This is a genomic window from Aquabacter cavernae, from assembly GCF_003993795.1.
Classification (GTDB): Bacteria; Pseudomonadota; Alphaproteobacteria; order Rhizobiales; family Xanthobacteraceae; genus Aquabacter; species Aquabacter cavernae.
Genome location: NZ_RWKV01000003.1, coordinates 165,832 through 190,230, shown reverse-complemented (window position 1 = coordinate 190,230; position 24,399 = coordinate 165,832). Strand labels below are relative to the sequence as shown.

The 24,399-nt window shown below is 68.3% G+C and carries 22 protein-coding genes; 6 read left to right on the top strand and 16 right to left on the bottom strand.

Annotation, left to right across the window (positions count from 1 at the left end):
• Positions 1-35: 35 nt before the first annotated feature.
• From mepA to EJJ38_RS02635, 8 genes are all read right to left on the bottom strand, one after another.
• A complete protein-coding gene (gene mepA / locus EJJ38_RS02665) occupies positions 36-959 on the bottom strand; it encodes a penicillin-insensitive murein endopeptidase (RefSeq protein ID WP_127088567.1) in 924 nt (307 codons plus the stop codon).
• Between the two features lie 2 nt (positions 960-961).
• A complete protein-coding gene (gene der, locus EJJ38_RS02660; RefSeq protein WP_127088566.1) occupies positions 962-2,335 on the bottom strand; it encodes a ribosome biogenesis GTPase Der in 1,374 nt (457 codons plus the stop codon).
• A gap of 24 nt (positions 2,336-2,359) precedes the next feature.
• Entirely contained in the window at positions 2,360-2,626 is a 267-nt protein-coding gene (locus tag EJJ38_RS20565) for a hypothetical protein (protein ID WP_245454081.1), read from the bottom strand.
• Between the two features lie 15 nt (positions 2,627-2,641).
• Positions 2,642-3,304, bottom strand: coding sequence for a tetratricopeptide repeat protein (locus EJJ38_RS02655; RefSeq protein WP_245454080.1), 663 nt, complete (start codon positions 3,302-3,304; stop codon positions 2,642-2,644).
• 75 nt (positions 3,305-3,379) lie between these two features.
• A complete protein-coding gene (locus EJJ38_RS02650; RefSeq protein WP_127088565.1) occupies positions 3,380-4,552 on the bottom strand; it encodes a benzoate/H(+) symporter BenE family transporter in 1,173 nt (390 codons plus the stop codon).
• Between the two features lie 88 nt (positions 4,553-4,640).
• Positions 4,641-5,474: a class D beta-lactamase gene (locus EJJ38_RS02645; protein ID WP_127088564.1), complete on the bottom strand. Its 834-nt coding sequence runs from the start codon at positions 5,472-5,474 to the stop codon at positions 4,641-4,643.
• On the bottom strand, positions 5,471-6,301 hold the full coding sequence (gene panB, locus EJJ38_RS02640) for a 3-methyl-2-oxobutanoate hydroxymethyltransferase (RefSeq protein ID WP_127088563.1): 831 nt from the start codon (positions 6,299-6,301) through the stop codon (positions 5,471-5,473). Before panB ends, EJJ38_RS02645 begins: the two co-directional genes overlap by 4 nt.
• Positions 6,302-6,359: 58 nt before the next feature.
• A complete protein-coding gene (locus EJJ38_RS02635) occupies positions 6,360-6,926 on the bottom strand; it encodes an NnrU family protein (RefSeq protein WP_127088562.1) in 567 nt (188 codons plus the stop codon).
• 334 nt (positions 6,927-7,260) lie between these two features.
• On the opposite strand from EJJ38_RS02635, the gene guaB reads away from it, so the two are divergent.
• A complete protein-coding gene (gene guaB / locus EJJ38_RS02630) occupies positions 7,261-8,763 on the top strand; it encodes an IMP dehydrogenase (RefSeq protein WP_127088561.1) in 1,503 nt (500 codons plus the stop codon).
• 75 nt (positions 8,764-8,838) lie between these two features.
• Here guaB and metH read toward each other — a convergent pair whose 3' ends face one another.
• Genes metH through EJJ38_RS02615 form a run of 3 tightly spaced genes read right to left on the bottom strand, consistent with a single transcriptional unit; the run spans position 8,839 to position 14,543 of the window.
• Positions 8,839-12,561 (bottom strand): methionine synthase, encoded by a 3,723-nt coding sequence (metH, locus tag EJJ38_RS02625; protein ID WP_127088560.1) that lies wholly within the window; start codon positions 12,559-12,561, stop codon positions 8,839-8,841.
• A 39-nt stretch (positions 12,562-12,600) separates the two neighbouring features.
• Positions 12,601-13,521: a methylenetetrahydrofolate reductase [NAD(P)H] gene (metF, locus tag EJJ38_RS02620; RefSeq protein ID WP_127088559.1), complete on the bottom strand. Its 921-nt coding sequence runs from the start codon at positions 13,519-13,521 to the stop codon at positions 12,601-12,603.
• Positions 13,521-14,543 carry an ArsR/SmtB family transcription factor gene (locus tag EJJ38_RS02615; protein ID WP_127088558.1) on the bottom strand — a complete coding sequence of 341 codons (1,023 nt, stop codon included), beginning with the start codon at positions 14,541-14,543 and terminating at the stop codon, positions 13,521-13,523. Before EJJ38_RS02615 ends, metF begins: the two co-directional genes overlap by 1 nt.
• A 289-nt stretch (positions 14,544-14,832) precedes the next feature.
• On the opposite strand from EJJ38_RS02615, the gene EJJ38_RS20560 reads away from it, so the two are divergent.
• The 3 genes from EJJ38_RS20560 (at position 14,833) to EJJ38_RS02600 (ending at position 17,785) form a co-directional block, all read left to right on the top strand.
• Positions 14,833-16,128 carry a L,D-transpeptidase family protein gene (locus EJJ38_RS20560; protein WP_245454079.1) on the top strand — a complete coding sequence of 432 codons (1,296 nt, stop codon included), beginning with the start codon at positions 14,833-14,835 and terminating at the stop codon, positions 16,126-16,128.
• Between the two features lie 258 nt (positions 16,129-16,386).
• Positions 16,387-16,962, top strand: a complete 576-nt coding sequence (locus EJJ38_RS02605) for an HdeD family acid-resistance protein (protein WP_127088557.1) — start codon at positions 16,387-16,389, stop codon at positions 16,960-16,962.
• A 7-nt stretch (positions 16,963-16,969) separates the two neighbouring features.
• Positions 16,970-17,785 (top strand): SGNH/GDSL hydrolase family protein, encoded by an 816-nt coding sequence (locus tag EJJ38_RS02600; RefSeq protein WP_127088556.1) that lies wholly within the window; start codon positions 16,970-16,972, stop codon positions 17,783-17,785.
• Here the strand turns inward: EJJ38_RS02600 and dapB are convergent.
• From dapB to galU, 5 genes are all read right to left on the bottom strand, one after another.
• On the bottom strand, positions 17,746-18,561 hold the full coding sequence (gene dapB / locus EJJ38_RS02595) for a 4-hydroxy-tetrahydrodipicolinate reductase (protein ID WP_127088555.1): 816 nt from the start codon (positions 18,559-18,561) through the stop codon (positions 17,746-17,748). The genes EJJ38_RS02600 and dapB overlap by 40 nt on opposite strands.
• A 117-nt stretch (positions 18,562-18,678) precedes the next feature.
• Positions 18,679-19,383 carry an orotidine-5'-phosphate decarboxylase gene (gene pyrF, locus EJJ38_RS02590; RefSeq protein ID WP_245454078.1) on the bottom strand — a complete coding sequence of 235 codons (705 nt, stop codon included), beginning with the start codon at positions 19,381-19,383 and terminating at the stop codon, positions 18,679-18,681.
• A 37-nt stretch (positions 19,384-19,420) separates the two neighbouring features.
• Positions 19,421-19,993, bottom strand: coding sequence for a histidine phosphatase family protein (locus EJJ38_RS02585; RefSeq protein ID WP_127088553.1), 573 nt, complete (start codon positions 19,991-19,993; stop codon positions 19,421-19,423).
• Between the two features lie 43 nt (positions 19,994-20,036).
• Entirely contained in the window at positions 20,037-20,630 is a 594-nt protein-coding gene (locus EJJ38_RS02580; protein ID WP_127088552.1) for a class I SAM-dependent methyltransferase, read from the bottom strand.
• Between the two features lie 164 nt (positions 20,631-20,794).
• The gene (gene galU / locus EJJ38_RS02575) at positions 20,795-21,682 is read right to left on the bottom strand and encodes a UTP--glucose-1-phosphate uridylyltransferase GalU (RefSeq protein ID WP_127088551.1); all 888 of its coding nucleotides are present in this window, start codon (positions 21,680-21,682) and stop codon (positions 20,795-20,797) included.
• A 166-nt stretch (positions 21,683-21,848) separates the two neighbouring features.
• Between galU and galE the strand changes: the two genes are divergently transcribed.
• Complete coding sequence (gene galE / locus EJJ38_RS02570) at positions 21,849-22,838, top strand: UDP-glucose 4-epimerase GalE (RefSeq protein ID WP_127088550.1); 990 nt, start codon at positions 21,849-21,851, stop codon at positions 22,836-22,838.
• 212 nt (positions 22,839-23,050) lie between these two features.
• Positions 23,051-24,373 carry a lytic murein transglycosylase gene (locus EJJ38_RS02565; protein ID WP_127088549.1) on the top strand — a complete coding sequence of 441 codons (1,323 nt, stop codon included), beginning with the start codon at positions 23,051-23,053 and terminating at the stop codon, positions 24,371-24,373.
• The last annotated feature ends 26 nt before the right edge of the window (positions 24,374-24,399 follow it).

The following is a 24,399-nucleotide window of genomic DNA, read 5'->3' as shown; positions in this document are numbered from 1 at the left end:
GCAAATAGCGACGGTATTATATGAAGCTTACCCGGTCAGCGGGCCTCCAGGACCACCGCGCAGGCCGTGGGAAGATCGGCCAGCGTCAAAGGCGGCTTGGGTTTCGATGGCGTCGGCGAGGGCTTGGGATGCAGCACCTCGTCGGTGAACCACCAGGCGAGATCCGCCCCGCAGCCGTCGCCCTGGGGCGGAGGCTCCTGGGGGCGGCAGTCCGGGCTGTCGGGCCGGCAGAACAGGCGCACATGCATGTGCGCGTCATGCCCCCAATAGGGACGGACCTTGGCGAGCCAGTCGCGATCCGGCCCCGGCGCCCGGCACAGCGCCTTCTTGATGGCGGCGTTCACGAACACCCGCTCCACGTCCTTGTCCATGGCCGCAGCGCGGATCACCGCCACATGGTCCGGCGTGAAGGACTTGGGGTCCACGTCCAGCCGGTCGGGGCGCACCATCATCACGGCGGACAGGCTTTCCCGGTCCGCCCGCGTGAGATCCCGCCCGGGACTCGGCGTCAACCAGATGTCCGCATCCAGGCCCACCTGATGGGAGGCGTGGCCGGTGCGCATGGGCCCGCCGCGCGGCTGGGACATGTCGCCCACCAGGATGCCCGGCCAGCCGGACACCTTGGGAACCCGCACGGCGAAGCGCTCGATGAAGTCCACCAGCGCCGGATGACCCCAATTGCGGTTGCGCGACAGGCGCATGGCCTGCCAGAGGGGGCCAGCCCCCGACGCGCCGGGGCCGTTCACCGGCAGCGCCTCGGCGCCCGCGAGGCAGCCCTTGGAATAGAAACCGATGGAGCGCGCCGCCATGGGCGCCGGGCCGGTGGCCGCGCCGAACAATTCCTTCGCGGGGGTGCCCGCCGCCGGGGCGGGTGCGGTCTGGGCGAAAACACTCCCCGGCAGGGCGGCGAGCCCGGCCGCAAGGCACAGGAGACGCAGCGCGGCGGAAGCGGCGCGCATGCTTACTCGCCCTTCTTGTCGTACGGATTGTCCTTCTCGCGCAGCGCGAAGCGGATCGGCGTGCCCCACAGGTTGAAGCGCTCCCGGAGGCCATTGGCCAGATAGCGCAGATAGCTCTCGGGGATGGCGTCCGCGCGCGAGCAGAAGATGACGAAGCTCGGCGGGCGGGCCTTGGGCTGCGTCATGTAGCGGATCTTCACCCGGCGGCCGGAAACCGCTGGCGGGGGATGGCTGTCGGTCGCTTCCTCGAGGAAGCGGTTCAGTGGATTGGTGGAGATGCGGATGTTCCACACCCGGTGCGCCTCGACCACCGCTTCCAGCAGCTTGTTGAGACCGCGCCCCGTGAGGCCGGACAGGTGGACGATGGGCATGCCCTTCACCTGGGGCAGCCAGTGGTCCGCCTCTTCCCGCAGCTTGCCCAGCACATGAGGATCGGTGACGAGGTCGGACTTGTTGTAGCCCAGCACCAGCGCGCGGCCTTCCCGCACCACCAGATCGGCGATGCGCAGGTCCTGTTCCTCGAAGGGGCGCTCCGCGTCCAGAAGGACGATCACCACTTCCGCGAACTTCATGGCCCGCAGGCCGTCGGCGGCGGAAAGCTTCTCCAGCTTGTCGTCGATGCGGGCGCGCTTGCGCAGGCCCGCCGTGTCGTAGAACTCGAACTTGCGGTCGCGCCACTCCAGCTCCACCGAGATGGAATCGCGGGTGATGCCCGCCTCCGGCCCGGTCAGCAGGCGCTCCTCGCCCAGCAGGCGGTTGATGAGGGTGGACTTGCCCGCATTTGGCCGCCCCAGCACCGCCACCTTGATGGGTCGGCCGGTCGGCGCTTCCGCGTCGTCGTCCTCATCTTCGTCCTCATCGCGCGGACGACGCTTGGTCTGCTCGGGCAACGCCTCGCGCAGCGCATCATAAAGCTCGCCCAGGCCCTCGCCGTGCTCGGCGGAAATGGGCAGGGGCGTGCCGAGGCCCAGTGCATAGGCCTCCATGGTGCCCGCCTCTCCGGCCCGGCCCTCGCTCTTGTTGGCAGCGAGAATCACCGGCTTGCCGGAACGGCGCACCAGCCCGGCAAAGGCCCGGTCCGTGGGGGTGAGGCCCACACGCGCATCCACGATGAAGAGGATGGCGTCCGCGTCGGCGATGGCGGCCTCGGTCTGGTGGCGCATGCGCCCTTCCAGGGAGGCGGCGTCCGCCTCCTCCAGGCCCGCCGTGTCCACCACGCGGAAGGACAGGTCGCCGAGGCGGCCATCTCCCTCCCGGCGGTCGCGGGTCACGCCCGGCCGGTCATCGACCAGAGCGAGCTTCTTGCCCACCAGGCGGTTGAAGAGCGTGGACTTGCCCACGTTCGGGCGGCCGACAATGGCCAAAGTGAAGGACATGAGACTTCCGCCCGGGGCAAGGGATCAGTTGTTCGGCGCGCCCGCGGCGCCCGGCTGCGCAGGCGCGCCGGCGGCGGGAAGGGCGATATTGGCATTGCTCGGCTGCGCCACGGGGCCGGAATAGGTCACGCCGGGCACGCCCTCGGGGAAGACCTGCCGCCGGTCGCCCGACAGCGGGGTTTCCTTCTCACCGAAGGGGTTGATCTTGTCGAAGGTCTCGCAGCCCGTGAGCGCGAGGCCGCAGCCGAGGGCGAGCACGAGACGCAGGGACCGGGTGAGGGATCGGGGCATGGCGGACCTCACGGGCTAGGGCGCGGATGCCGCCTCGGCGGCGGCGGTCAGGGTACGGATCAACTGGCCTTGGCTGCGGATGGCCGGCGGCGTCTCGGGATCATCGAGAATGGACTGGGCCACGGCTCCGGCCGCCTTCAGGTCGCCCGCCTTGAAATGGGCGAGCGCCAGGATCTGGCGCGCGGAGTGGCGCATGGGCCCGGTGCCATCCGCCAGCGGCTGCATGCGCTGGACCATCTCGGCCAGCGGCGCGGTATCCACCAGCAGCAGGCTGGCGCGAATGCGCGCCACGTCCTGGCCGGTGGCCCCGACCGACGCATCGGTGGCGAGCGCGTCATAGGCAGCGACGGCGGCGGCGCGATCGGTGCGGCCGAGGAGCCCGGCGTCGCGGAAGCGCGCCAGAACCCGGTAGCCGGTGGTGCCGTCCTTCGACAAGGCGTCGAGGGCGGTCTCGGCGTCCTTCACATTGCCGTCCGCGATCAAGCGGTTCGCCGCCTCGAAGCGCGCGCCGGATGCCTCGGACTGGGTCTGCGTCCAATAGCGATAGCCGCTCCAGGCCCCGGCCGCGCCGACGATCGCCACGCACAGGAGGATCAGATACAGGCCGTAGCGGTCCCACAGGCGCCGGAATCGTTCGCGCCGCAGGTCCTCTTCGATCTCGTGGAAAATGTCGGTCATGCCTGGCCTGATATAGGGTCCGGTGAAACGGGCCGCCGGGAGGCGCTTGAGCACCTCCCCGTGAGGGCGGCTAAACTAGCCATGCGGCTTCATCGTGGCAAATCGCTCGCGAAGGCGATCGAATCCCAGCACCGCGAGACCGGCCATAAGGCCCCAGAAGGGTGCGCCCATGCCCGCCACCGCGACGCCCGAGGCGGTGGTGGCGAAGGTGGCCACCGCCGCGAGCCGGTCGCGCTCGTCCTGAAGCGCCCCGGCCAAGGCCCCCGTGAGCGGGGACAGCAGGGCAAGGCCCGCCACGGTAGCGATGAAGGCCGGGGGCAGCGCCGCGAAGATCGCCACCAGCGAGGCGCCCGAAATAGCGAGAAGGATATACCACCCGCCATAGGCAACGCCCGCCAGATAGCGCCGGGCGGGATCGGGATGGGCATCGGGATTGGCGGTGATGGCGGCGGTGATGGCCGCGAGATTGATGCCCGTGGCGCCGAAGGGGGCCAGCAGCACGCTGGCCGCGCCCGTGGCCGCCAGCGACGGCGTGGCCGAGGGGTTGTAGCCGAAGGTGCGCAGCACGGCGAGGCCGGGCAGGTTCTGCGCCGCCATGGTGACAAGGAACAGGGGAATGCCGAGGCCGAGCAGAACCGGCACCTCGAATTGCGGCACCACCGGCACGAGATGCGGTGCGGCGAGGCGGATGTCGCCCAGCGCCACCGCACCCGATGCGAGGACCGCAGCGCCCCCCGCCACAAGAACGCCGAACACCGCCAGCGTCGGCGACCACAGGCGCAGCACGAAGAACAGGACCAACATGGGAAGGACCATGGCAGGCACGGCCACCGCATTGTCCGCCAGTGCCATGACGAAACGCACCAGAACGCCGGCCAGCATGGCCGACGCGACGCTCATGGGAATGCGCGACACCAGTCGCGACAGGGGGCCGATGGCGGCGCAGGCCAGCACCAGCGCGCCCGCCAGCATGAAGGCTCCCGCCGCCTTGGGCATGCCGATGCCCCCACCGAACGTGGCAATGACCGCCGCACCCGGCGTGGACCAGGCCGTGACGATGGGCATGCGGTAGCGCAGCGACAGGAACAGGCTGGTGGCGGCAACGCCCGCGCACAGGGCCGCCACGGCCGAGGCGGATTCGGCCGGGCTCGCCCCCACCGCCACGGTGGCGGCGATGATGAGCGCCAGGGTTCCCCCGAACCCCACCAGGGACGCCACGAGGGAAGAGACGAGGACCGAAAGACGCATCCGGCTAAAGCTCGATCACATGAGACTGAAACGGTGCGATCGGTAAATCAGTCTCCGGACGATTGATAGAGAGCGAATGAATCGCTCCCTATCGCTCCTGCGCGGCGAGGACGGCGGCGAGCGCGCTGAGGGTCTGGCGCCGGGCGCGGACACCCAGCGGCTCGTCCGCCGGAATGTCCAGGGACATGAAGCGCACGAAGACGAAGGTGCGTCCGCCCTTCTCGGCCCAGCCCACGAACCAGCCGAGTGGGCGGGAGCGGTCCAGCACGGCATCGGCCAGCCGCAGATGCCCCGTGCCGGAAACGCCGAACAGCTCATATCCCGCGGGTGTCTCGGGCTGCTTCAGGAGCGCGACCGTGCGCCCCACCGCCTCGGCCGGAACGGGCAGTTCGCCATTCAGCATCTTGCGCAGGAAATCCACCTGCTCGCGCGGTGAGATGGCGAGGGACGAGGACAGCCACGACTGGGCGAACCCGTCCGGCACGCCGGGATCACCGGAGAGATTTTCGTTGCCGTAGAGAAAGGCATGCAGGCCGGCGGCAAGGCGCTCCCGCCCCACCGCGCGGGCCACGGCACCGCCATACCAGGCCACCTGATGGCGTACCCAGCCCTGCGGGGTCTGCGGTTCCGCAGCCGGGCCGGACAGCGGAGGTACGCCCGCCATGGGGGCCGGCGGGTTCAGCACTGGCTCGCGCTCGCTGCGCAGGAAGCCCGCCTCATAGCCGAGGAGCGCCAGGGGAATGTCGAAGGTCTCGACCGGGGAATGGCGCGCGGCGCACAGCCCCTGCTTCGCCGCGACCCGAGCGGTCTTCAGCTCGGTCACGAGAAAGCATTCCTCCGCCGCCCGGGCGATGCCCGGAAGGCCGAGTGCGGTCAGAAGCCCCGCCGCCAGCAGGCCGGCGCGGATCCGGCGCGCGGTCACGGCGCCTTGGGCGCCTTCGGCGCATAGGTGTGCTCCGGGCCGGGGAACGTGCGGGCGCGCACTTCCTCGGCATAGCGGCCCACCGCTTCCTCGATGGCCGGGCCCAGCTCGGCATACTTCTTCACGAATTTCGGCACCCGTGCGCCGAGGCCCAGCATGTCCTCAAGCACCAGGATCTGGCCGTCGCAGGCCGGGCTTCCGCCGATGCCGATGGTGGGCGGCGCCACCTCCTGGGTGATCTGGCGGGCGACCGGCTCGGCCACCGCCTCCACCACGATGGCGAAGGCCCCCGCCTCCGCGATGGCCCGGCCGTCCTCGATGATCATGCGCGCCTCCGCCTCGTCGCGGCCGCGCGCCTTGAAGGAGCCGAGCGTATTGATGGCCTGAGGGGTGAGGCCCACATGGCCCATGACGGGAATGCCCCGGTCCACCAGGAAGCGCACGGTTTCCGCCATGCGCACGCCGCCTTCCAGCTTCACCGCGCCCGCGCCGGTCTCCTTCAGCACGCGCACCGCGGTGTGGAACGCCTCCACGGGGCTCGCCTCATAGCTGCCGAAGGGCAGGTCCACGGTGATGAGCGCCCGCTTGGTGCCGCGCACCACGGCGCGACCGTGCACGATCATCATTTCCACGGTGACGGGCACGGTGGTCTCCAGGCCGTGCATCACCATGCCCAGGCTGTCGCCCACCAGGATGACGTCCACATGCCGGTCCAGCAGCTGGGCGGTATGGGCATGGTAGGAGGTAAGGCTGACGATGGGATCGCCGCCCTTGCGCGCACGGATCTCGGGCGCCGTGATCCGGCGGGCATCGGCTTGGATGGACATATGCTTTCCTCAACGAATTAATGGCGGCTCTGTCGGCCGCTTTGGTCCGGGCGCCGTCTCACATGACGGGAACGCCGATCACATAGGGATGGAAGACGAAGGCGAGCAAGCCGTAGAGCGCCAGTCCGCCCACAACGGCCACCGCGTCCCCGCCAAATCCCTTCGGAGCCGGCTGCACGACGGCGCCGCGCCGCTTCAGCGAGATGCGGTCATAGACCGCCCAGGCGAGCACGGCGAGGAACAGGGTCATGGAGGCGGCATCGCCATTGGCCAAAAGATGGGCGAGAGCCCAGGTCTTCAGGCCCACCAGCAAGGGATGCTTCATGCGGGTGCGGATGTGGCTCGGCACATAGGCAGCCACGAAGAAGATGCAGGCGAACACCATGAGCAGCAACGCGAGGTGCCGCAGGCCCATGGGCGGCACCCAGAGCTGGGCCGGCCCTTCCGCCCGCCACAGGGCAAAGCCATAAGCCGTGAGCAGGAGGCCGCTGGCGGCCAGCAGGGAATAGAAGCCCTTATAGCCTCCTTCCCCGAGCGCACCGATGAGCTTTGCCCTGAACCCGCGCAGGCTGGACACCACATGCACCCCGAGGAAGACCACGAGGCCGAACAGCATCATCACCATGGCCTCAACGCCCGACCGGCGCCCTCCCTGACGTAAACCGGCGGGACTTTAGAGCATCTCCAGCGAAAGTCGAAGCGACAATCGCCGCAGGCAAGACAACCAATTCATTGATTTCATTGATTATTTTATAAGTCACTCGAATGCGGCCGCTCTGAATCCCCTGACACCTGCGCTGGACGCATGGCGGAACCGCGCCGTTGCGGACGACGGAAGGTCTTCTAATCGTCGCGCGCCCATGGTATGCGCCACCGCCAACTCGAAATGCGTGCGGCGACCGGCGCCGCTCCATTCGCAACGTGCCGCAAGCCACTCTGGCGCGGCAGAGGAGTTGGCCATGTCCTCGTTCGCTACCCCCCCCGGCTCCCTGTTTCGCGAAGCCCTGACCTTCGACGACGTTCTGCTCGTCCCCGGTCCGTCCGACGTCATGCCCGGCGGCGTGAATCTCGTCACGCGCCTCACCAACACCATCACCCTCAACCTGCCCATTATCTCCGCCGCCATGGACACGGTGACGGAATCCCGCCTCGCCATCGCCATGGCCCAGGCAGGCGGCATCGGCGTGATCCACCGCAACCTCACGCCCGAGGCGCAGGCGGAGCATGTGCGGCAGGTGAAGAAGTTCGAATCCGGCATGGTGGTGAACCCCGTCACCGTCTATCCCGACGACACCCTGGCGGACGCCCTCGCCCTCATGAAGCGGCACGGCATCTCGGGCATCCCGGTGGTGGAGCACGGCTCCAACGGCCGGGGCGGCAAGCTGGTGGGCATTCTCACCAATCGCGACGTGCGCTTCGCCACCGATCCCGCCACGCCCGTGCGCGAGCTGATGACCAAGGACCGGCTCATCACCGTGAATGAAAGCGTCCAGCAGGAAGAGGCCAAGCGCCTGCTGCACCAGCACCGCATCGAGAAGCTGCTGGTGGTGGATGGCGATTATCGCTGCGTGGGCCTCATCACCGTGAAGGACATGGAAAAGGCCGTGACCTATCCCGAGGCCGCCAAGGACGAGCAGGGGCGCCTGCGCGTCGCCGCCGCCACCACGGTGGGCGAGGACGGTTTCGAGCGCACGGAGCGCCTCATCGATGCGGGCGTGGACCTCGTGGTGGTGGATACCGCCCATGGCCATTCCCGCAAGGTGCTGGACCAGGTGGACCGCATCAAGCGCCTGTCCAACAAGACCCAGATCCTCGCCGGCAACGTCGCGACGGCGGACGGCACCAAGGCGCTGATCGATGCGGGCGCGGACGCCATCAAGGTGGGCATCGGCCCCGGCTCCATTTGCACCACCCGCATCGTGGCGGGCGTGGGCGTGCCCCAGCTCACCGCCGTGATGGACGCGGTGGAAGCCGCCCAGGCCACCGGCACCCCCATCATCGCCGATGGCGGCATCAAGTTCTCCGGCGACCTCGCCAAGGCGCTGGCGGCGGGCGCCTCCTGCGCCATGGTGGGTTCACTTCTCGCGGGCACGGACGAGAGCCCCGGCGAGGTGTTCCTCTATCAGGGCCGCTCCTACAAGGCCTATCGCGGCATGGGCTCGGTGGGTGCCATGGCGCGCGGCTCCGCCGACCGCTACTTCCAGGCCGAGGTGCGCGACACGCTGAAGCTGGTGCCGGAAGGCGTCGAGGGGCAGGTGGCGTACAAGGGCCCGGTCGGGGCGGTGCTGCACCAGCTCGCCGGCGGCCTGCGCGCCGCCATGGGCTATGTGGGCGGCGAGAACCTCAAGGAGTTCCAGGCCCGGGCGCGCTTCGTGCGCATCTCCTCCGCGGGCCTGCGCGAAAGCCACGTCCATGACGTGACCATCACCCGCGAGAGCCCCAACTATCCCACCGGCGCCTGAACGCGGATCAGTCCTTCAAACGAAAACGGCCGGCGGATCGTCTCCGCCGGCCGTTTTCGTTCAATCCGGGTTTACTTATTCCGCAGCCGCGCGGCGGGCGGGATCGTAATTGAGCGTGGGCGCCAGCCAGCGCTCCGCCTCCTCCACGCTCCAGCCCTTGCGGGCCGCATAGTCCGCCACCTGGTCGCGCTCGATGCGCCCGACGCCGAAATAGGCGCTCTCGGGATGGGAGAAATAGAGCCCCGACACCGCCGCTCCCGGCCACATGGCATAGCTCTCCGTGAGCTCAAGGCCGATGCGGTTGGTGGCATCCAGCAGCGCGAACAGCGTCGCCTTCTCCGTATGGTCGGGCTGGGCGGGATAGCCGGGTGCCGGGCGGATGCCCTGGTACTTCTCCAGGATCAGATCCGCGTTGGAGAGCCCTTCCTGCGGATCATAGGCCCAGAATTCGGTCCGCACCCGCTGGTGCATGCGCTCCGCGAACGCCTCCGCGAAGCGATCCGCCAGGGCTTTCAGCAGGATGGCGGAATAGTCGTCATTGGCCGCCTTGAAGGCGGCGGTGCGCGCCTCCTCCCCGATGCCGGCAGTGACCGCGAAGCCGCCCACATAGTCCGAGACGCCGGAGGTGACCGGCGCGACGAAGTCCGACAAGGCGATATTGGCCCGTCCCTCCCGGCGCGCCAGCTGCTGACGCAGGGTGTGGAGGGTGGCGAGCGGGGTCTTCCGGCTGTCGTCCCGGAACAGGATGATGTCGTCGCCTTCCGCATTGGCGGGCCAGAAGCCGATCACCGCGCGGGCAGTCAGCCACTTCTCGTCCACGATGCGCTTCAGCATGGCCTGCGCGTCCGCGAACAAGGCACGCGCGGCCGGGCCTACCGCCTCGTCGTCCAGGATGGCGGGATAGCGCCCGGTCAGCTCCCAGGACTGGAAGAAGGGCGTCCAGTCGATGAAGGGCACGAGGTCGGCGAGGTCATAGTCCTCGAACACCTTCGTGCCCAGGAAGGCGGGCTTGGGCGCCGTACGGGCGAAATCCAGCTTGAGGGCATTGTCGCGCGCCTTGGCCAGCGGCACGCGCTGCTTGGCCTCGTCGGCGCGGGCATGGGCTTCGGCGAGCTTGGCATATTCGCCGCGCACGTCCGCCTTGTAGGTCTCCCGCGTGTTCGGGTTCAGCAGGCTCGACACCACGCCCACCGCGCGGCTGGCGTCCGTCACGTACACCGCCTGCCCGCGCTCATAGCGCGGCGCGATCTTCACGGCCGTGTGGACGCGCGACGTGGTGGCCCCGCCGATGAGGAGCGGCACGTCGAAGCCCTCCCGCTCCATCTCGGCGGCAACCCCGACCATCTCGTCCAGGGAGGGCGTGATGAGGCCGGAGAGGCCGATCACATCCACCTTCTCGGCGCGCGCCACGTCCAGGATCTTCTGGGTGGGCACCATGACGCCGAGGTCGATCACCTCGTAATTGTTGCACTGGAGAACCACGCCCACGATGTTCTTGCCGATGTCGTGGACATCGCCCTTCACCGTGGCCATGAGAATCTTGCCGGCGGCGGAACGCTCCGAGACGCCGCTCACCCGCTTCTCCTCCTCCATGAAGGGCATGAGATAGGCCACCGCCTGCTTCATCACGCGGGCGGACTTCACCACCTGGGGCAGGAACATCTTGCCCGCGCCGAACAGGTCGCCCACCACGTTCATGCCCGCCATGAGCGGACCCTCGATCACATGAAGCGGCCGCTCGACGCCCTGGCGCGCCTCCTCGGTATCGGCCTCCACATAATCGGTGATGCCGTTGACCAAGGCATGGGCGAGGCGCTTCTCCACCGGCCAGGTGCGCCAGGTGAGGTCCGCTTCCTTCTTCTCCTTGCCCGCGCCCCGGAAGCCTTCCGCCAGCGCCAGCAGGCGCTCGGTGGAATCGGCGCGGCGGTTCAGCACCACGTCCTCGCAGGCGTCGCGCAGGTCCGCCGGGATATTCTCATAGACCGCCAGCTGGCCGGCATTGACGATGCCCATGTCCATGCCCGCCTGGATGGCGTGGTAGAGGAACACGGCGTGCATGGCCTCGCGCACCGGCTCGTTGCCGCGGAACGAGAAGGAGAGGTTCGAGACGCCGCCCGAAATGTGGGCATAGGGCAGGTTCTCACGGATCCAGCGCGTCGCATCGATGAAGAACACGCCGTATTCGGAATGCTCCTCGATGCCGGTGGCCACCGCGAAGATGTTGGGGTCGAAGATGATGTCCTCGGCCGGGAACCCCACCTCCTGCGTCAAGATGCGGTAGGCGCGGGCGCAGATCTCGGTCTTGCGCGCGAAGGTGTCGGCCTGGCCCTGCTCGTCGAAGGCCATCACCACCACGGCCGCGCCGTAGCGCCGCACGAGGCGGGCCTGGGCTCTGAAATTCTCCTCGCCCTCCTTCATGGAGATGGAGTTCACGATGCCCTTGCCCTGGATGCACTTCAGGCCGGCCTCGATGATGTCCCACTTGGAGCTGTCCACCATCACCGGCACGCGGGCGATGTCGGGCTCGGAGGCGACGAGGTTCAGGAAGGTGACCATGGCCGCCTGCGAATCCAGCAGGCCCTCGTCCATGTTGATGTCGATGACCTGGGCGCCGCTCTCCACCTGGTCGCGCGCGACCGCGAGGGCGGCGGGGAAGTCGCCATTGGTGATGAGCTTGCGGAACTTGGCCGAACCCGTGACGTTGGTGCGCTCACCCACGTTCACGAACGGGATTTCCGGCGTCAACTCAAAGCTCTCCAGCCCCGACAGGCGTAGCCGTTCCGGCAGTTCGGGGATCGCGCGGGGCGCATGGGGCGCCACGGCTTCGGCGATGGCCCGGATATGGGCGGGCGTGGTGCCGCAGCAGCCACCCACCACATTCACGAGGCCGGAGGCCGCGAATTCGCCCACCAGCGCCGCCATGGCTTCCGGGCTCTCGTCATAGAGGCCGAACTCGTTGGGCAGGCCCGCATTGGGATAGGCGCAGACCAGCGTGTCCGCGACCTTGCCGATCTCCGCGATATGGGCGCGCATCTCCTTGGCGCCCAATGCGCAGTTGAAGCCGATGGAGAAGGGATCGGCGTGGCGCAGCGCATACCAGAAGGCGGAGGGCGTCTGGCCCGACAACGTGCGGCCGGACAGGTCCGTGATGGTGCCGGATATCATCACCGGCACACGGTATCCCAGCTCGTCGAACAGGCCCTCGATGGCGAACACCGCCGCCTTGGCGTTCAGCGTGTCGAAGATGGTCTCGATGAGCAGCAGGTCGGAGCCGCCCTCCAGAAGGCCGCGCGCCTGCTCGCCATACGCCACGGCCAGCTCATCGAAGGTCACGGCCCGGAAGCCCGGGTCGTTCACGTCCGGCGAGATGGACGCGGTGCGGTTGGTGGGGCCGATGGCGCCCGCCACGAAGCGGCGGCGTCCGTCCTTTTCTTCCGCCAGCTTCGCCGCCGCCTTGGCGAGGCGCGCGCCTTCCACGTTCAGCTCATAGGCCAGCGCCTCCATGGCGTAGTCGGCCTGGGCGATGGTGGTGGAGGAGAAGGTGTTGGTCTCGACGATGTCGGCGCCGGACAGGAAATATTCCAGGTGGATGTCCCGGACCGCGTCCGCCTGGGTCAGGTTCAGAAGGTCGTTATTGCCCTTCACGTCCTGGGGCCAGTCGGCGAAGCGCGCGCCGCGATACCCGGCCTCGTCCAGCTTCAGCCCCTGGATCATGGTGCCCATGGCGCCGTCGAGCACCAGGATGCGCTCCCGCGCGGCGGCGGTGAGGGCGGCGGTAGAATCGATGTGGCGGGTCATGGCTGTCTCTTCGGGTCCGAACGTGCCGGAAAACGGGAACTACACCGCAAGGCGCTGCGCGGGGGCGGCAGCCCCTTGTGGACGCAGGCCGAGAAGGTGGCAGATGGCATAGACGAGGTCGGCGCGGTTCAAGGTGTAGAAATGGATATCGCCCACCCCGCGGTCAACGAGGTCCGTCACCTGCTCGGCGGCAACCGCGGCGGCGATGAGCTTGCGGGTCTCGGGATCATCATCCAGGCCCTCGAAGCGCTTCAGCAGCCAGCCCGGCACGCTGGCGCCCGTGCGGCCGGCGAAGTTGGACGCCTGCTTGAAATTGGTCACCGGCAGGATGCCCGGCACGATGGGGATGTCGATGCCCGCCGCGCGCACCTTGTCGAGATAGCGGAAATAGACGTCGTTCTCGAAGAAGAACTGGGTGATGGCCCGGGTCGCGCCCGCATCCACCTTGCGCTTCAGATAGTCGATATCCGCGTCCAGGCTCGGGCTTTCCGGGTGCTTCTCGGGATAGGCGGAGACCGAGACCTCGAAATCGCCGATGGCGCGGATGCCCGCCACGAGGTCACAGGCATGGGCATAGCCGTCCGGATGGGGGACATAGGCCGTGCCCACCCCGGTCACCGGATCACCCCGGAGCGCCACGATGTGGCGGATGCCCGCGCCGGCATAGTCGCGCACCACTTCGTCGATCTCGGCCCGGCTGGCGGCGACGCAGGTGAGGTGCGCCGCCGGGGCGAGCGCGGTCTCGCGCGCGATCTTTTCCACGGTGGCATGGGTGCGCTCCCGCGTGGAGCCTCCCGCGCCATAGGTGACCGACACGAAGCTCGGCCCGAGCGGGGCGAGCCGCTCGATGGACGCCCATAGCGTGCGCTCCATCTCTTCCGTCTTGGGCGGGAAGAACTCGAAAGAGACGCGCACCGGCGGGCGCGACAGCTCCCGGCTGGCCCGGATCGGCGGGGTCATCAGGCACTCTCCCTGGTCTTATGGATTTGGCCCGGCGCCGAGGCGACGGGGCGCGGATCGCGGCCGAGCCAGAAGGAAACGGTGAGCGCGCCTTCGGCGTCTGCGCCCGGCGGCAAAACATGGTGGAGCGTGGGCACGAGGCCGGCCTGCGTCATCCAGCCGGCCACCGCCTCCTCCGGGAAGCCGAGGCGACGATGGGCATGGGCCTCGCGCAGGAATTCGAGATCGTGGGGGGCGAAGTCCACCACCAGCAGGCGACCGCCCGGGCGCAGCACCCGCGCCGCCTCCCGCACCGCCCGCGCCGGCTCGTCCAGGAAGTGCAGCACCTGATGGATGAGCACCGCGTCGAAACTGTCGCGCGGCAAGGCCAGATTGAAAATGTCACCCTGGCGCACGGCACAATTGCGCACCCCCGCCCGCTCCAGGTTGACGCGGGCGACACCCAGCATGTCGGGGGACAGATCGATGCCGACCCCCTTCTGGATGCGCGGCGACAGGATTTCCAGCATGCGCCCCGTGCCCGTGCCGAGATCCAGCAGGGTATCGATGGGCCCTGCCCCCAAGGCATCCCGCACCTGCTGCTCCACCAGCGCATCGGGGACATGGAGGGAGCGGATGGCATCCCACCGGGCAGCGTGGCTCGCGAAATAGGCCTGGGCCTGGGCGGCCCGCGCCGCCCGCACCTCGCCGAGGCGCTCCCGGTCATGGCGAATCAGGGGATCGTCGGTTGCCAGCAAGGCAAGCAGGGTGGTGACGAGCAGGCCCTGCCCGCCCTCGGCGGCGCGCTGGTAGAAGACCCAGCTCGCCTCGCGCCTGCGCTCCACAAGCCCGGCCTCGGCCAGCAGCTTGAGATGGCGCGAGATGCGCGGCTGCGACTGGCCGAGAATGTCGGTCAGCTCGCTCACCGTCAGCTCCGCCTCGTCCAGCAGGGCCAGCAGCCGCAGGCGCGTATCCTCCCCGGCGGCCTTCAGGCCGTCCAGGAGAGTCGCATAGGCAAGCGCAGGCGAACGATCTAAAGACATAAAGATATCTTTATATTGCGCCCCTCAGAAGCGCAAGGGCCACGCACGGCCGGGAGCCAAGGCGAAGGTGTGGCTTCCATGGCACGTCCGCCCGCTGCGGAGCGGCCATGCATTCCGTTGCGTTGCGGTCACAGTTACGTGGGTTTAAACCATGATGGAACGCGCGGCGCATTCCTGACGTTTTTGAAAACGAAGGTGGTCCGGCGAGACGGTTGGCACCAGCTTGGTACCAGCCCAAAAGTGTACGCCGTTTCCAATTTCGTCACGTTTCACCTGTAGCACGAGTGTCATGACGCTGCGCACCACACTCCTCTCCGCCCTTGGCGCCTCCCTGCTGGCCATTCCGGCCGCGCAGGCGCAGATCTATCAAGGCCAGACCTACGTGGTCCCGTCTTATGTCGCGGCCGGCCAGGCCGACGACGACGAGACGGGTGCGCTGGGTCAGGACGTGCCCAACGGCAGCGTCCCCGGCTACCGAGATCCCTACGCATCCAGCAGCCCGCGCGGCGACTATGTGCAGAGCACGCCCATGGCGCCGCCTGCCGGTGTCGCGCAGGCCCCGACCTATGCGCCCGGCACGCCCGCGCCGCAGGGTTACGTGTCTCCCGGCGCGGGCTACCAGCCCGGCCAGGGTTCGGCGCCCGGCCAGCCCTTGGCCATCGCGCCCGGCGCCCTGCCCGCTCCGAACGCACAGCAGATTCCCGGCCGTGACGGCACGCCTCCCGGCTATGTCCAGCCCGGCTATGCCGCGCAGCAGCCCTACCCTGCCCAGCAGGCGCCCGGCGGCTACGTGCAGCCCGGCTACGCCCAGCCGCAGCAGGCGGGCTATGAAGGCTCCTACAAGCAGGACGCCATGCTCCAGTCGGCGCGCAACCCGGCCCAGGGCCAGGTGGCGCCGCAGCAGATGGCGCCGCAGGGTGGCTATGTTCAGCCCGGCTATGCCGCGCCGACCAATGCCGCCTATGCGCCCGGCGCCGCGCCCGGCGGCTCCTACGGCCCCAATGCGGCCGTGGTGCCCGGCACGCAGGAAGCGCCGTCCGGCCCGCGCATCGAGAATGTGGATCCCAGCGAGCCCGTGGACTCCCGTTTCCGCCGTCAGACGGTGGATTACGTGACCACGCAGCCCGCCGGCTCCATCATCATCGATACCGGCAACACCTATCTCTATTATGTGCTGGGTGGCGGCAAGGCGATCCGCTACGGCATCGGCGTGGGCCGCGACGGCTTCACCTGGGCCGGCACCGAGCGGGTCAGCCGCAAGGCGGAATGGGCCGATTGGCGCCCGCCGACCGAGATGATCGAGCGCCAGCCCTACCTGCCCCGCTTCATGGCGGGTGGCCCCGGCAACCCGCTGGGCGCGCGCACCCTGTATCTGGGCGGCACCATCTACCGCATCCACGGCACCAACGAGCCGCAGACCATCGGCAAGTTCGTGTCCTCCGGCTGCTTCCGCATGCTGAACGCCGACGTGGAAGACCTCTACGAGCGCGTGAAGGTGGGCACGAAGGTGGTGATCCTGCCGAAGTCCAGCGGTGCGCAGGCCAATGCCGCCGCCGGCAAGCCTCCGGTGGCCACCGCCCGCTGAGCGGCGCGGACACTGTTTCAACATCAAAGGCGCGTCCCCGGGACGCGCCTTTTTGTTTAGCGGGCGGGCTCTACCATTCCCGCCGCGCAAGTCTATGATACCCACGCGCAAGGGGGCTTGACGCGATCTTTGAACCGGGACGACCCGCATCGTCCCCGGCTGGACGGATCGATTCCAGATTGCCCGAGCGAACCGGGCGCGGGCGATCCGTCACGCGGCCGGATGGTTCATTCGTGCTCCAGCCTGGAGATCCTCCCGATGCCCACCTCCATTCCCACCCCCGGCAGCTCCGTTCGAGACCAACTCACCGCGATCCGCGCGGGCTGGGGATGGTTCGTGGGCCTCGGCATCGCCTTCGTCATCCTGGGCTGCATCGCCCTCGCCCATCTCGCCATCTCCACTGTGGCCACCGCGCTTTATGTGGGGGCTCTGGTGCTGGTGGGCGGCGTCGTCCAGATGCTGCATGCCTTCCGCGTCCAGGGCTGGGGCCGCTTCTTCTTCTGGCTGCTGTCGGGCCTGCTCTATGTGGTCGCCGGCGGCCTCATCGTCTACCAGCCCATGTTCGCCGCGGGCGTCATCACCCTCATGATCGGCGTGTCGCTGGTCATTGGCGGCCTGTTCCGCATCTGGGCGGGCATCGGCGCGCGGCCCCAGAAGGGCTGGGGCTTCATCGCGGTGGCGGGCGCCATCACCTTCCTGCTGGGCCTTGAGATCATTGCGGGCTGGCCGGTCAATTCGCCCATCATCCTCGGCCTGTTCCTGGGGATCGACCTGATCATCAACGGCGTGATGACGGCCATGTTCGGCCTCGCGTTGCGCAACAAAGGGGCCTGATCCCGGCATGCCGACCCCGTTCCTCGCCGCCCGGGGCGGCCGCCTCGCCCGCATCATCGCCTGCGCCCTCGGCATCCTCGTCGCGGGCGCGAGCGGCGCCTTCGCCCAGCAGGACATGCCCGCCTGCACCACGGGCCCGGTCGTGTCCCTCAAGACCCCGCGCGCCGCGCAGGCGCTCGCGACGAAGCGCAGCCTGACCATCGTGGCCATCGGCTCATCCTCCACGGTGGGCGTGGGCGCCTCCTCCGGCGCGCGCACCTATCCGGCGATCCTGGAAGCCCTGCTGCGCGCGCGCTTTCCGGGAACGGACATCACGGTCATCAATCGCGGGGTGAATGCGGAGGATGTGCCGGAGAACCTCGCCCGCTTCCAGCGCGACGTGGAAGCGCTGAAGCCGGACCTCGTCCTGTGGCAGGTGGGCACGAACTACGTGATCCGCAGCTTCGGCGTCGGCAATTTCGGGCCGCTCCTGCGCCAGGGCATCGACGCCATCCAGGGCTGGGGCGCGGACGTGGTGCTCATCGACCTGCAATATTCACCCTGGGTGAACGACAAGCCCAACCGGCCCGCCATCAACGAGCTGATCGCCTCCACGGCGCGCAATGCGGGAGCCTCCATGTTCCCGCGCTATGCGCTGATGCGCGGATGGGTGGAGCAGCAGAAGATCCCCGCCTCGCGGCTGCTGATCTTCGACGGCCTCCACCTCAATGACTGGAGCTATGACTGCTTCGCCCGCGCGCTGGCCGCGAGCCTCATTCCGGCCTTGGCGAGCCGGCCGAGGGCTCAGGCGTCGCCGAGCCCCAGCACGTCCACCATGGAATAAAGCCCTGGCGTCCGGCCCGCCGCCCAGCGGGCCGCCGTCAGCGCGCCATTGGCGAAGATGCCCCGGTCTTCCGCCCGGTGCGCCAGTTCGATCCGCTCCGACGGTCCGGCGAAGATCACCACATGCTCGCCCACCACGGAGCCGCCGCGCAGGCTGGCGAAGCCGATATCGCCCGCTTTGCGGCTGCCCGTATGCCCGTCGCGCACACGCACCGCATGGCTCTCCAGATCCACCGCGCGCCCTTCCGCCGCCGCCTCGCCCAGAAGCAGCGCGGTGCCGGACGGTGCATCCACCTTCCGGGCGTGGTGCATTTCCACGATCTCGATGTCAAAGCTCGGATCCAGCACCGCCGCCACCTTGCGGGTGAGCGCCGCCAGCAGGTTCACGCCGAGGCTCATATTGCCCGAGCGCACGATGGCCGTGCCCGCCGCCGACACCGCGATGGCCTCAAGATCCTCCGCGGAAAACCCCGTCGTGCCGATCACATGGGCGATGCCCTTCTGGGCGAGCAACGCGGCGAGGCGCACCGAAGCGGCGGGGGAGGAGAAGTCCACCACCGCGTCCGCGCCCTGCACCGCCGCCGCCATGTCCGACTGAACGCTGATCCCCGCATGGGGCAGGCCCGCAAGCTGGCCGGCATCCTCGCCGAGATGGGCGCTGCCGTCATGCTCCAGCGCTCCCGCCAGCACATAGGTTTCGCTTTCGAGGACCGCGCGCAGCAAGGTCCGGCCCATGCGCCCACCGGCGCCCGCGATGACGATGCGAAGCTTCGACACGTCTGCCCCCTGATCTGGTGCGAGGTCTGCCCGGGTGGCCCCGACCCGGACGAAGAATTAGGTGTTTAGAGCGCGATCGGCCCGGACGGAAGGCCCGGAGCTTCGCTCCCGCGCGGCTCAGCGCAACGCGCTGTCCATATCCGCCAGAATCGCCTGCGCGGCGGCGGCGGGATCGGCGGCGGCAGTGATGGGGCGGCCGACGACGATGGCATTGGCCCCTGCACGGATGGCGTCGGCAGGCGTCGCGATGCGTTTCTGGTCACCCACATCCGCCCCGGCGGGGCGCACGCCCGGCGTCACCACCAGCCCGTTGGGGCCGAGAATGGAGCGCACCATGGTGGCATCGGTGGGCGCGCAGATGACGCCCGCCACCCCGGCCTCGCGCGCCTGCTCCGCACGGCGCGCCACCATGGCTTCGACGCCAAGGCCATAGCCTGCCGCCGCCAGATCCTGCGCGTCATAGGAGGTGAGCACGGTCACGCCCAGCACCTTGAGGGGGGAGCCCTGCGCGCCGCGTGCAGCGGCAGCCAATGTCTGGGGATAGGCATGGACGGTCAGCAGCGTCACGCCGCGCTCGGCAGCCGCCGCCGTGGCGCGCTCCACCGTCTGGCCGATGTCATGGAGCTTGAGATCGAGGAAGACCTTCTTGCCGGCGCCGATCAGGTCCGCCGCCAGGTCCAGCCCACCGGCAATGGTGAGTTCCAGGCCGATCTTGTAGAACGTGACCGCGTCGCCCAGCTGCCAGACCATGGCCTCGGCGGCGGTGACGGAGGGAAAATCCAGGGCGACGATCAGCCGATCGCTCAGCAGGGTCTCAGTCACCGTGTTCTCCTTGCGTCCGTATGCGGCCCCCGAAGTCTCACGCCCCATCCTCCATGGCGCACCAGCCCTGAGGCGGTGCGGCACCGTGGCGGAACCAGCAGCCCCCGCCCACCGGAGGCTGATCGTGGGATCGCGAGATTGCGTAGCCGGCCAGATGGCACAGCAACAGCGTGCCAACCCCTCCATGGCCCACAAATATGGCGGGAATCCCGGGCGCCTCCGCAAGCGCGGCGTTCACCGCCCCGACAATGCGCGCCTGCGCGTCCCGTGCCCGCTCCCAGCCGCGAATGCTGTCGTCCGGATGGGCGAAGAATTCGTTGGCCACCGCCTGGAATTCCGGCTCCGGCAGGAAACCCGTGGCGGAACGGTCATTCTCATGCATGGCCGGGCGCACCTCCACGGCGAGCCCCAAGGCGGCACCGAGAATGGCGGCCGTCTCCTTGGCCTTCACCTCCTCGCTCGACACGATGCGGCGATAGAGGGACAGGTCGGGACGGCGGGCAAAGGCTTCGGTGCGCTGGCGCCCCACATCGGAAAGCGACCAATCCGGCACGGGAACGTCCGGATCCACCTTCACCTGCGGATGGCTGAGATAGAGGAAGGGCGTCATGCCGCCGCTCCGAGTGGCGCGCCGTCCTGCCGGGGTCCGGCGCTCACGGGCGGCGATAGACCCAGACGCGGGCCGGGGGAAGGTTCATCCACACGCGAGGCGAGCGCTTGCCCTCGATCACGCCGGACTTGAGCGGAACCGGAGAGACCACCGCATAGGTGAACTGAACGAAGGGCCCGCCCGCATGGGAGAGGTCGAACGCCTCATTGACCATGCGGTCGCGATCCTGGGGGGAGCGCGTGAACAAGGGCAGCGAGGAGATGGTGCCGACCGCCGGGCCGGGCAGCTTGCCCTTCAGCGTCTTGCGCATCTCATAGGCATCCCCCTGGATCACGGTCACGCCGGGATAGCGCAGCCGCAGGAGATTGCAGAACTCGCGGTTATATTCGATCAGGAACAGCCGCTCGGGCGCGAAGCCGCGCTCCAGCAGGGCCTTGGTGACCGGGCCGGTGCCGGGTCCAAGCTCGATCACCGGGCCTTCCATGCGCGGGTCGAGATAGCTCGCCATCATCCTGGCAAGCGCCCGCCCGGAGGGCGAGACCGCGCCCGTCTTCAAGGGGTTCTGGAACCAGGACTGAAGAAAGCGAAGCTCGTCATTCAGCCGCGGCTTGAAAGGTACGCCACGGCGCTCGGGCATTTGGAGCATTCGAAGGGCCCCGCAGGAAGAATTGGGCAATGCGGCGATTAGACGGGAAACGAGACGCGGTCAAGGCAAGGCCGGACGATCCTGGGCCGGTGTGTCCATGCTGCATCGCCGCCGGCTCCCCTTTTTGCGGGGAAACCGGCGCGCGAAAGGGCCCGCTAGCGGTTGGCAGCCATCATGGATTGAAGCTCGGCGCGGAATTCCGGCTCGATGTCCGGGCGCGAGAGGGCATAGGCCACATTGGCCATGAGGAAGCCGATCTTCGAGCCGCAATCATAGACCTGGCCGTCGAATTTCACGGAGAAGAAGCGCTCGCGCTCCTTCAGCTTCAGCATGGAATCAGTGAGCTGGATCTCGCCGCCCGCCCCCTGCTCCTGCTTGGCCAGCAGGTCGAAGATGGTGGGTTGGAGGATATAGCGGCCGGAAATGGCGAGATTGGTAGGCGCGGTGCCGAGTGCGGGCTTCTCCACCATGTCCAGGATCTCGTCCACGCCCGTATGGGTGGGGCCGGTATCGACGATGCCATATTGGTGGGTCTGGTCGTCCGGAACCTCATAGACCGAGACCACGTTCCCGCCGGTACGCTCGAAGGCCCGGACCATGGTGGCGAGGCACCCGTGCCCGTTGCGTGGCAGGTGCAGCATGTCAGGCAGCAGCAGCGCGAACGGCTCGTCGCCGATCAGGTCGCGCGCGCACCACACCGCATGGCCGAGGCCCAGCGGCAGCTGCTGGCGGGTGAAGGAGGTGGTCCCGGCCTTGGGCGTGTCCTTGTCGAGCTGTTCCAGCTCCTTGGTCTTGCCCCGGTCCGAGAGGGTCTTCTCCAGCTCGAACTGCCGGTCGAAATGGTCCTCGATGACCGCCTTGTTGCGGCCGGTCACGAACACGATGTGCTCGATGCCCGCCGCGCGCGCCTCATCGACCACGTGCTGCACCACCGGCCGATCGACGACCGTGAGCATTTCCTTGGGCACCGCCTTGGTGGCGGGCAGGAAGCGGGTGCCGAGACCGGCAACCGGGAGGATCGCTTTCCGAAGAGGCTTGGGCATGAAGGGCACCAGGTTGATAGGCCGGGATCGTAATACAGGCGTGAGCTGCGCGGTCAAAGAACCCTCGGATGAGCCAAAAGGTTCATTCCGGCGTTATTGACCTCGCGCGCATGCTGTCCCAGCTTGCCCACCATCGCGAGGACATTATGGCAAAGGCGGTGCTGACATGACGGTTCTGGTCACGGGCGGGGCAGGTTATATCGGCAGCCACATGGTCCTTGCGCTGCTGGATGCGGGTGAGACGGTGGTGGTGCTGGACGATCTGTCCACCGGATTCCGCTGGGCCGTGGCGCCTGAGGCCACCTTCATCCTGGGCGACGTGAGCAACCAGGAACTGGTGAAGCGTATCGTCGCGGAGCACGGAATCACCGCAGTCATCCATTTCGCCGCCCGCATCGTGGTGCCTGATTCGGTGGCCGATCCTTTGGGCTACTACCTCGCCAACACCGTGAAGACCCGTGCTTTGCTGGAGGCCGTGACGGCGGCGGGCGTCCGGGATTTCATCTTCTCCTCCACCGCCGCCGTCTACGGCATGGTGGGCATCGATCCCGTGGCGGAGGAGGCGGCGCTCGCGCCCATCTCGCCCTATGGACGCTCGAAGCTCATGAGCGAGTGGATGCTGAAGGACACCGCCTTCGCCTTTCCGCTGCGCTATGTGGCGCTGCGCTATTTCAACGTGGCGGGCGCGGATCCGGCCGGGCGGACGGGCCAGTCTACCGCCGGGGCGACGCACCTGCTCAAGGTCGCCTGCGAGACGGCGCTGGGCAAGCGGCCCGGCATCGACGTCTACGGCACCGACTATCCCACCCCCGACGGCACCTGCCTGCGCGACTACATCCATGTGAGCGACCTGGTGCGCGCTCATCTCGATGCCCTCACCTATCTGCGCAACGGCGGGGAGAGCGGCGTGTTCAATTGCGGCTATGGGCGCGGCTATTCGGTGCTCCAGATCCTGGAGACGGTGAAGCAGGTGTCCGGCGTGGACTTCACGGTGCGCTTCGCGCCCCGCCGGCCGGGCGACCCGGCGGCGGTGGTGGCCAAGGCCGACCTGATCCACGCCAAGCTCGGCTGGCAGCCGCGCCTCGACGACATCCCCACCATCGTCCGCACTGCCCTGGATTGGGAACGCGGCCTGGACGCCCGCAGGGGGGCCTGAAATATCCGCCACGGGAAACTTGCCTTACGTTAACCAAGGGGCAACCCTATTTCGTGCCCATTAGGCGGCGGACGATACGAGCGCGCACCGAACGGCCTGCACCCCAGGCTGTCCGGGCCGCGCGCTCGCCATCAATGGGTTCAGAGACGGATTCGGTGAAGAGGTTGGCCAAACCTCTTCGGATCAGGCTCCAAGTGACGAACGAGGCAGGCATGGCGCGGGATCTGGCCCGGGGACGAATCGCAGGCGTGGCGACATGGGCAGCGGGCATCACGCTGATGGCGCTCGGCGCTGCCAGTGCCCAGGCGCAGGTCACGGGATCCATCTTCGATCCGCCCGCGCAGCAGCAATCCGCTGCCACGGGCCGCGCCATGCATCCCATGATGACGCCCCAGGCCATCGCCGCGGCGGAGGCCAATTTCGATTCCTGCATCGCCGGCCTGTATCCCCTGGCCCAGGCCAAGGGCATCTCCCAGAACACCTATCGCCGCCTCACGTCCGGGCTCACGCCCGACATGAAGATCATGGACTTCCTGGATTCCCAGCCGGAATTCTCCAAGCCCATCGGCGATTATGTGAACATGCTGGTGAGCGATTACCGGGTGCGGAAGGGCAAGGAGATCCTCGCCCAGTACAAGACCATCTTCGACGCCGCCGAGAAGAAGTATGGCGTGGACCGTTATGCGGTGGCGGCCATCTGGGGCATCGAATCCAGCTATGGCAGTCCGCAGGGCATGGGCACCCGCTCCGTGCTGCGCTCCACGGCCACGCTGTCCTGCGTCGGGCGCCGGCAGGATTATTTCCGCGACGAATTCATCGCCACGCTCCAGATCCTGGACAAGGGCGACGTGCCGGCGGACCATCTGACGGGCTCCTGGGCGGGTGCCTTCGGGCCTACCCAGTTCATGCCCACCAGCTTCCAGCGCTTCGCCGTGGATTTCGACGGCGACGGCAAGCGCAACGTGGTGGATTCCATCCCCGACATCATCGCCTCCACCGCCAACAACCTGAAGCTGGATGGCTGGGAGTTCGGCAAGACCTGGGGCTACGAAGTGGTCCTGCCGAAGAATTTCGACTACCGTTACGTGGACCGCTCCCGCAACCACACGCTCGGCCAGTGGGCGTCGCTCGGCATCACCCGGCCCGGCGGCAAGGCGTTCCCGCGCCCGAACGAGACCGCCTTCCTGCTGCTGCCGCAGGGCGCCAACGGACCGGCCTTCCTCATGCTGCCGAACTTTTCGGCGATCTTGAAATACAACCCGGCCGATGCCTATGCCCTGGCCATCGGCCACCTGTCGGATCGCCTGCGCGGCGGCGGGGACTTCGTCCAGAGCTGGCCGAAGGAGCCGGCCCTGACGCGCTCCGAGCGGCTGGAAATGCAGCAGCGGCTGATCCAGCGCGGCTATGACATCGGCACCGTGGACGGCATCCTCGGCACCAAGACCCGCGTGGCGGTGCAGGACTTCCAGGTGCGCACCGGCCTTCTGCCGGACGGCTTCCCCTCCGTCGCCGTGCTGCAGAAGCTGCGCAACTGACAGGCTCGCCTGCCGAACGGAGTGTC

What these genes read in the sequence shown, in the direction of transcription:
- mepA (WP_127088567.1), bottom strand. Translation starts at nt 959, where the DNA reads ATGCGCGCCGCTTCCGCCGCGCTGCGTCTCCTGTGCCTTGCGGCCGGG.
- der (WP_127088566.1), bottom strand. Translation starts at nt 2,335, where the DNA reads ATGTCCTTCACTTTGGCCATTGTCGGCCGCCCGAACGTGGGCAAGTCC.
- EJJ38_RS20565 (WP_245454081.1), bottom strand. Translation starts at nt 2,626, where the DNA reads ATGCCCCGATCCCTCACCCGGTCCCTGCGTCTCGTGCTCGCCCTCGGC.
- EJJ38_RS02655 (WP_245454080.1), bottom strand. Translation starts at nt 3,304, where the DNA reads ATGACCGACATTTTCCACGAGATCGAAGAGGACCTGCGGCGCGAACGA.
- EJJ38_RS02650 (WP_127088565.1), bottom strand. Translation starts at nt 4,552, where the DNA reads ATGCGTCTTTCGGTCCTCGTCTCTTCCCTCGTGGCGTCCCTGGTGGGG.
- panB (WP_127088563.1), bottom strand. Translation starts at nt 6,301, where the DNA reads ATGTCCATCCAAGCCGATGCCCGCCGGATCACGGCGCCCGAGATCCGT.
- EJJ38_RS02635 (WP_127088562.1), bottom strand. Translation starts at nt 6,926, where the DNA reads ATGGTGATGATGCTGTTCGGCCTCGTGGTCTTCCTCGGGGTGCATGTG.
- guaB (WP_127088561.1), top strand. Translation starts at nt 7,261, where the DNA reads ATGTCCTCGTTCGCTACCCCCCCCGGCTCCCTGTTTCGCGAAGCCCTG.
- metH (WP_127088560.1), bottom strand. Translation starts at nt 12,561, where the DNA reads ATGACCCGCCACATCGATTCTACCGCCGCCCTCACCGCCGCCGCGCGG.
- metF (WP_127088559.1), bottom strand. Translation starts at nt 13,521, where the DNA reads ATGACCCCGCCGATCCGGGCCAGCCGGGAGCTGTCGCGCCCGCCGGTG.
- EJJ38_RS02615 (WP_127088558.1), bottom strand. Translation starts at nt 14,543, where the DNA reads ATGTCTTTAGATCGTTCGCCTGCGCTTGCCTATGCGACTCTCCTGGAC.
- EJJ38_RS20560 (WP_245454079.1), top strand. Translation starts at nt 14,833, where the DNA reads ATGACGCTGCGCACCACACTCCTCTCCGCCCTTGGCGCCTCCCTGCTG.
- EJJ38_RS02605 (WP_127088557.1), top strand. Translation starts at nt 16,387, where the DNA reads ATGCCCACCTCCATTCCCACCCCCGGCAGCTCCGTTCGAGACCAACTC.
- EJJ38_RS02600 (WP_127088556.1), top strand. Translation starts at nt 16,970, where the DNA reads ATGCCGACCCCGTTCCTCGCCGCCCGGGGCGGCCGCCTCGCCCGCATC.
- EJJ38_RS02585 (WP_127088553.1), bottom strand. Translation starts at nt 19,993, where the DNA reads ATGACGCCCTTCCTCTATCTCAGCCATCCGCAGGTGAAGGTGGATCCG.
- EJJ38_RS02580 (WP_127088552.1), bottom strand. Translation starts at nt 20,630, where the DNA reads ATGCCCGAGCGCCGTGGCGTACCTTTCAAGCCGCGGCTGAATGACGAG.
- galU (WP_127088551.1), bottom strand. Translation starts at nt 21,682, where the DNA reads ATGCCCAAGCCTCTTCGGAAAGCGATCCTCCCGGTTGCCGGTCTCGGC.
- galE (WP_127088550.1), top strand. Translation starts at nt 21,849, where the DNA reads ATGACGGTTCTGGTCACGGGCGGGGCAGGTTATATCGGCAGCCACATG.
- EJJ38_RS02565 (WP_127088549.1), top strand. Translation starts at nt 23,051, where the DNA reads ATGGCGCGGGATCTGGCCCGGGGACGAATCGCAGGCGTGGCGACATGG.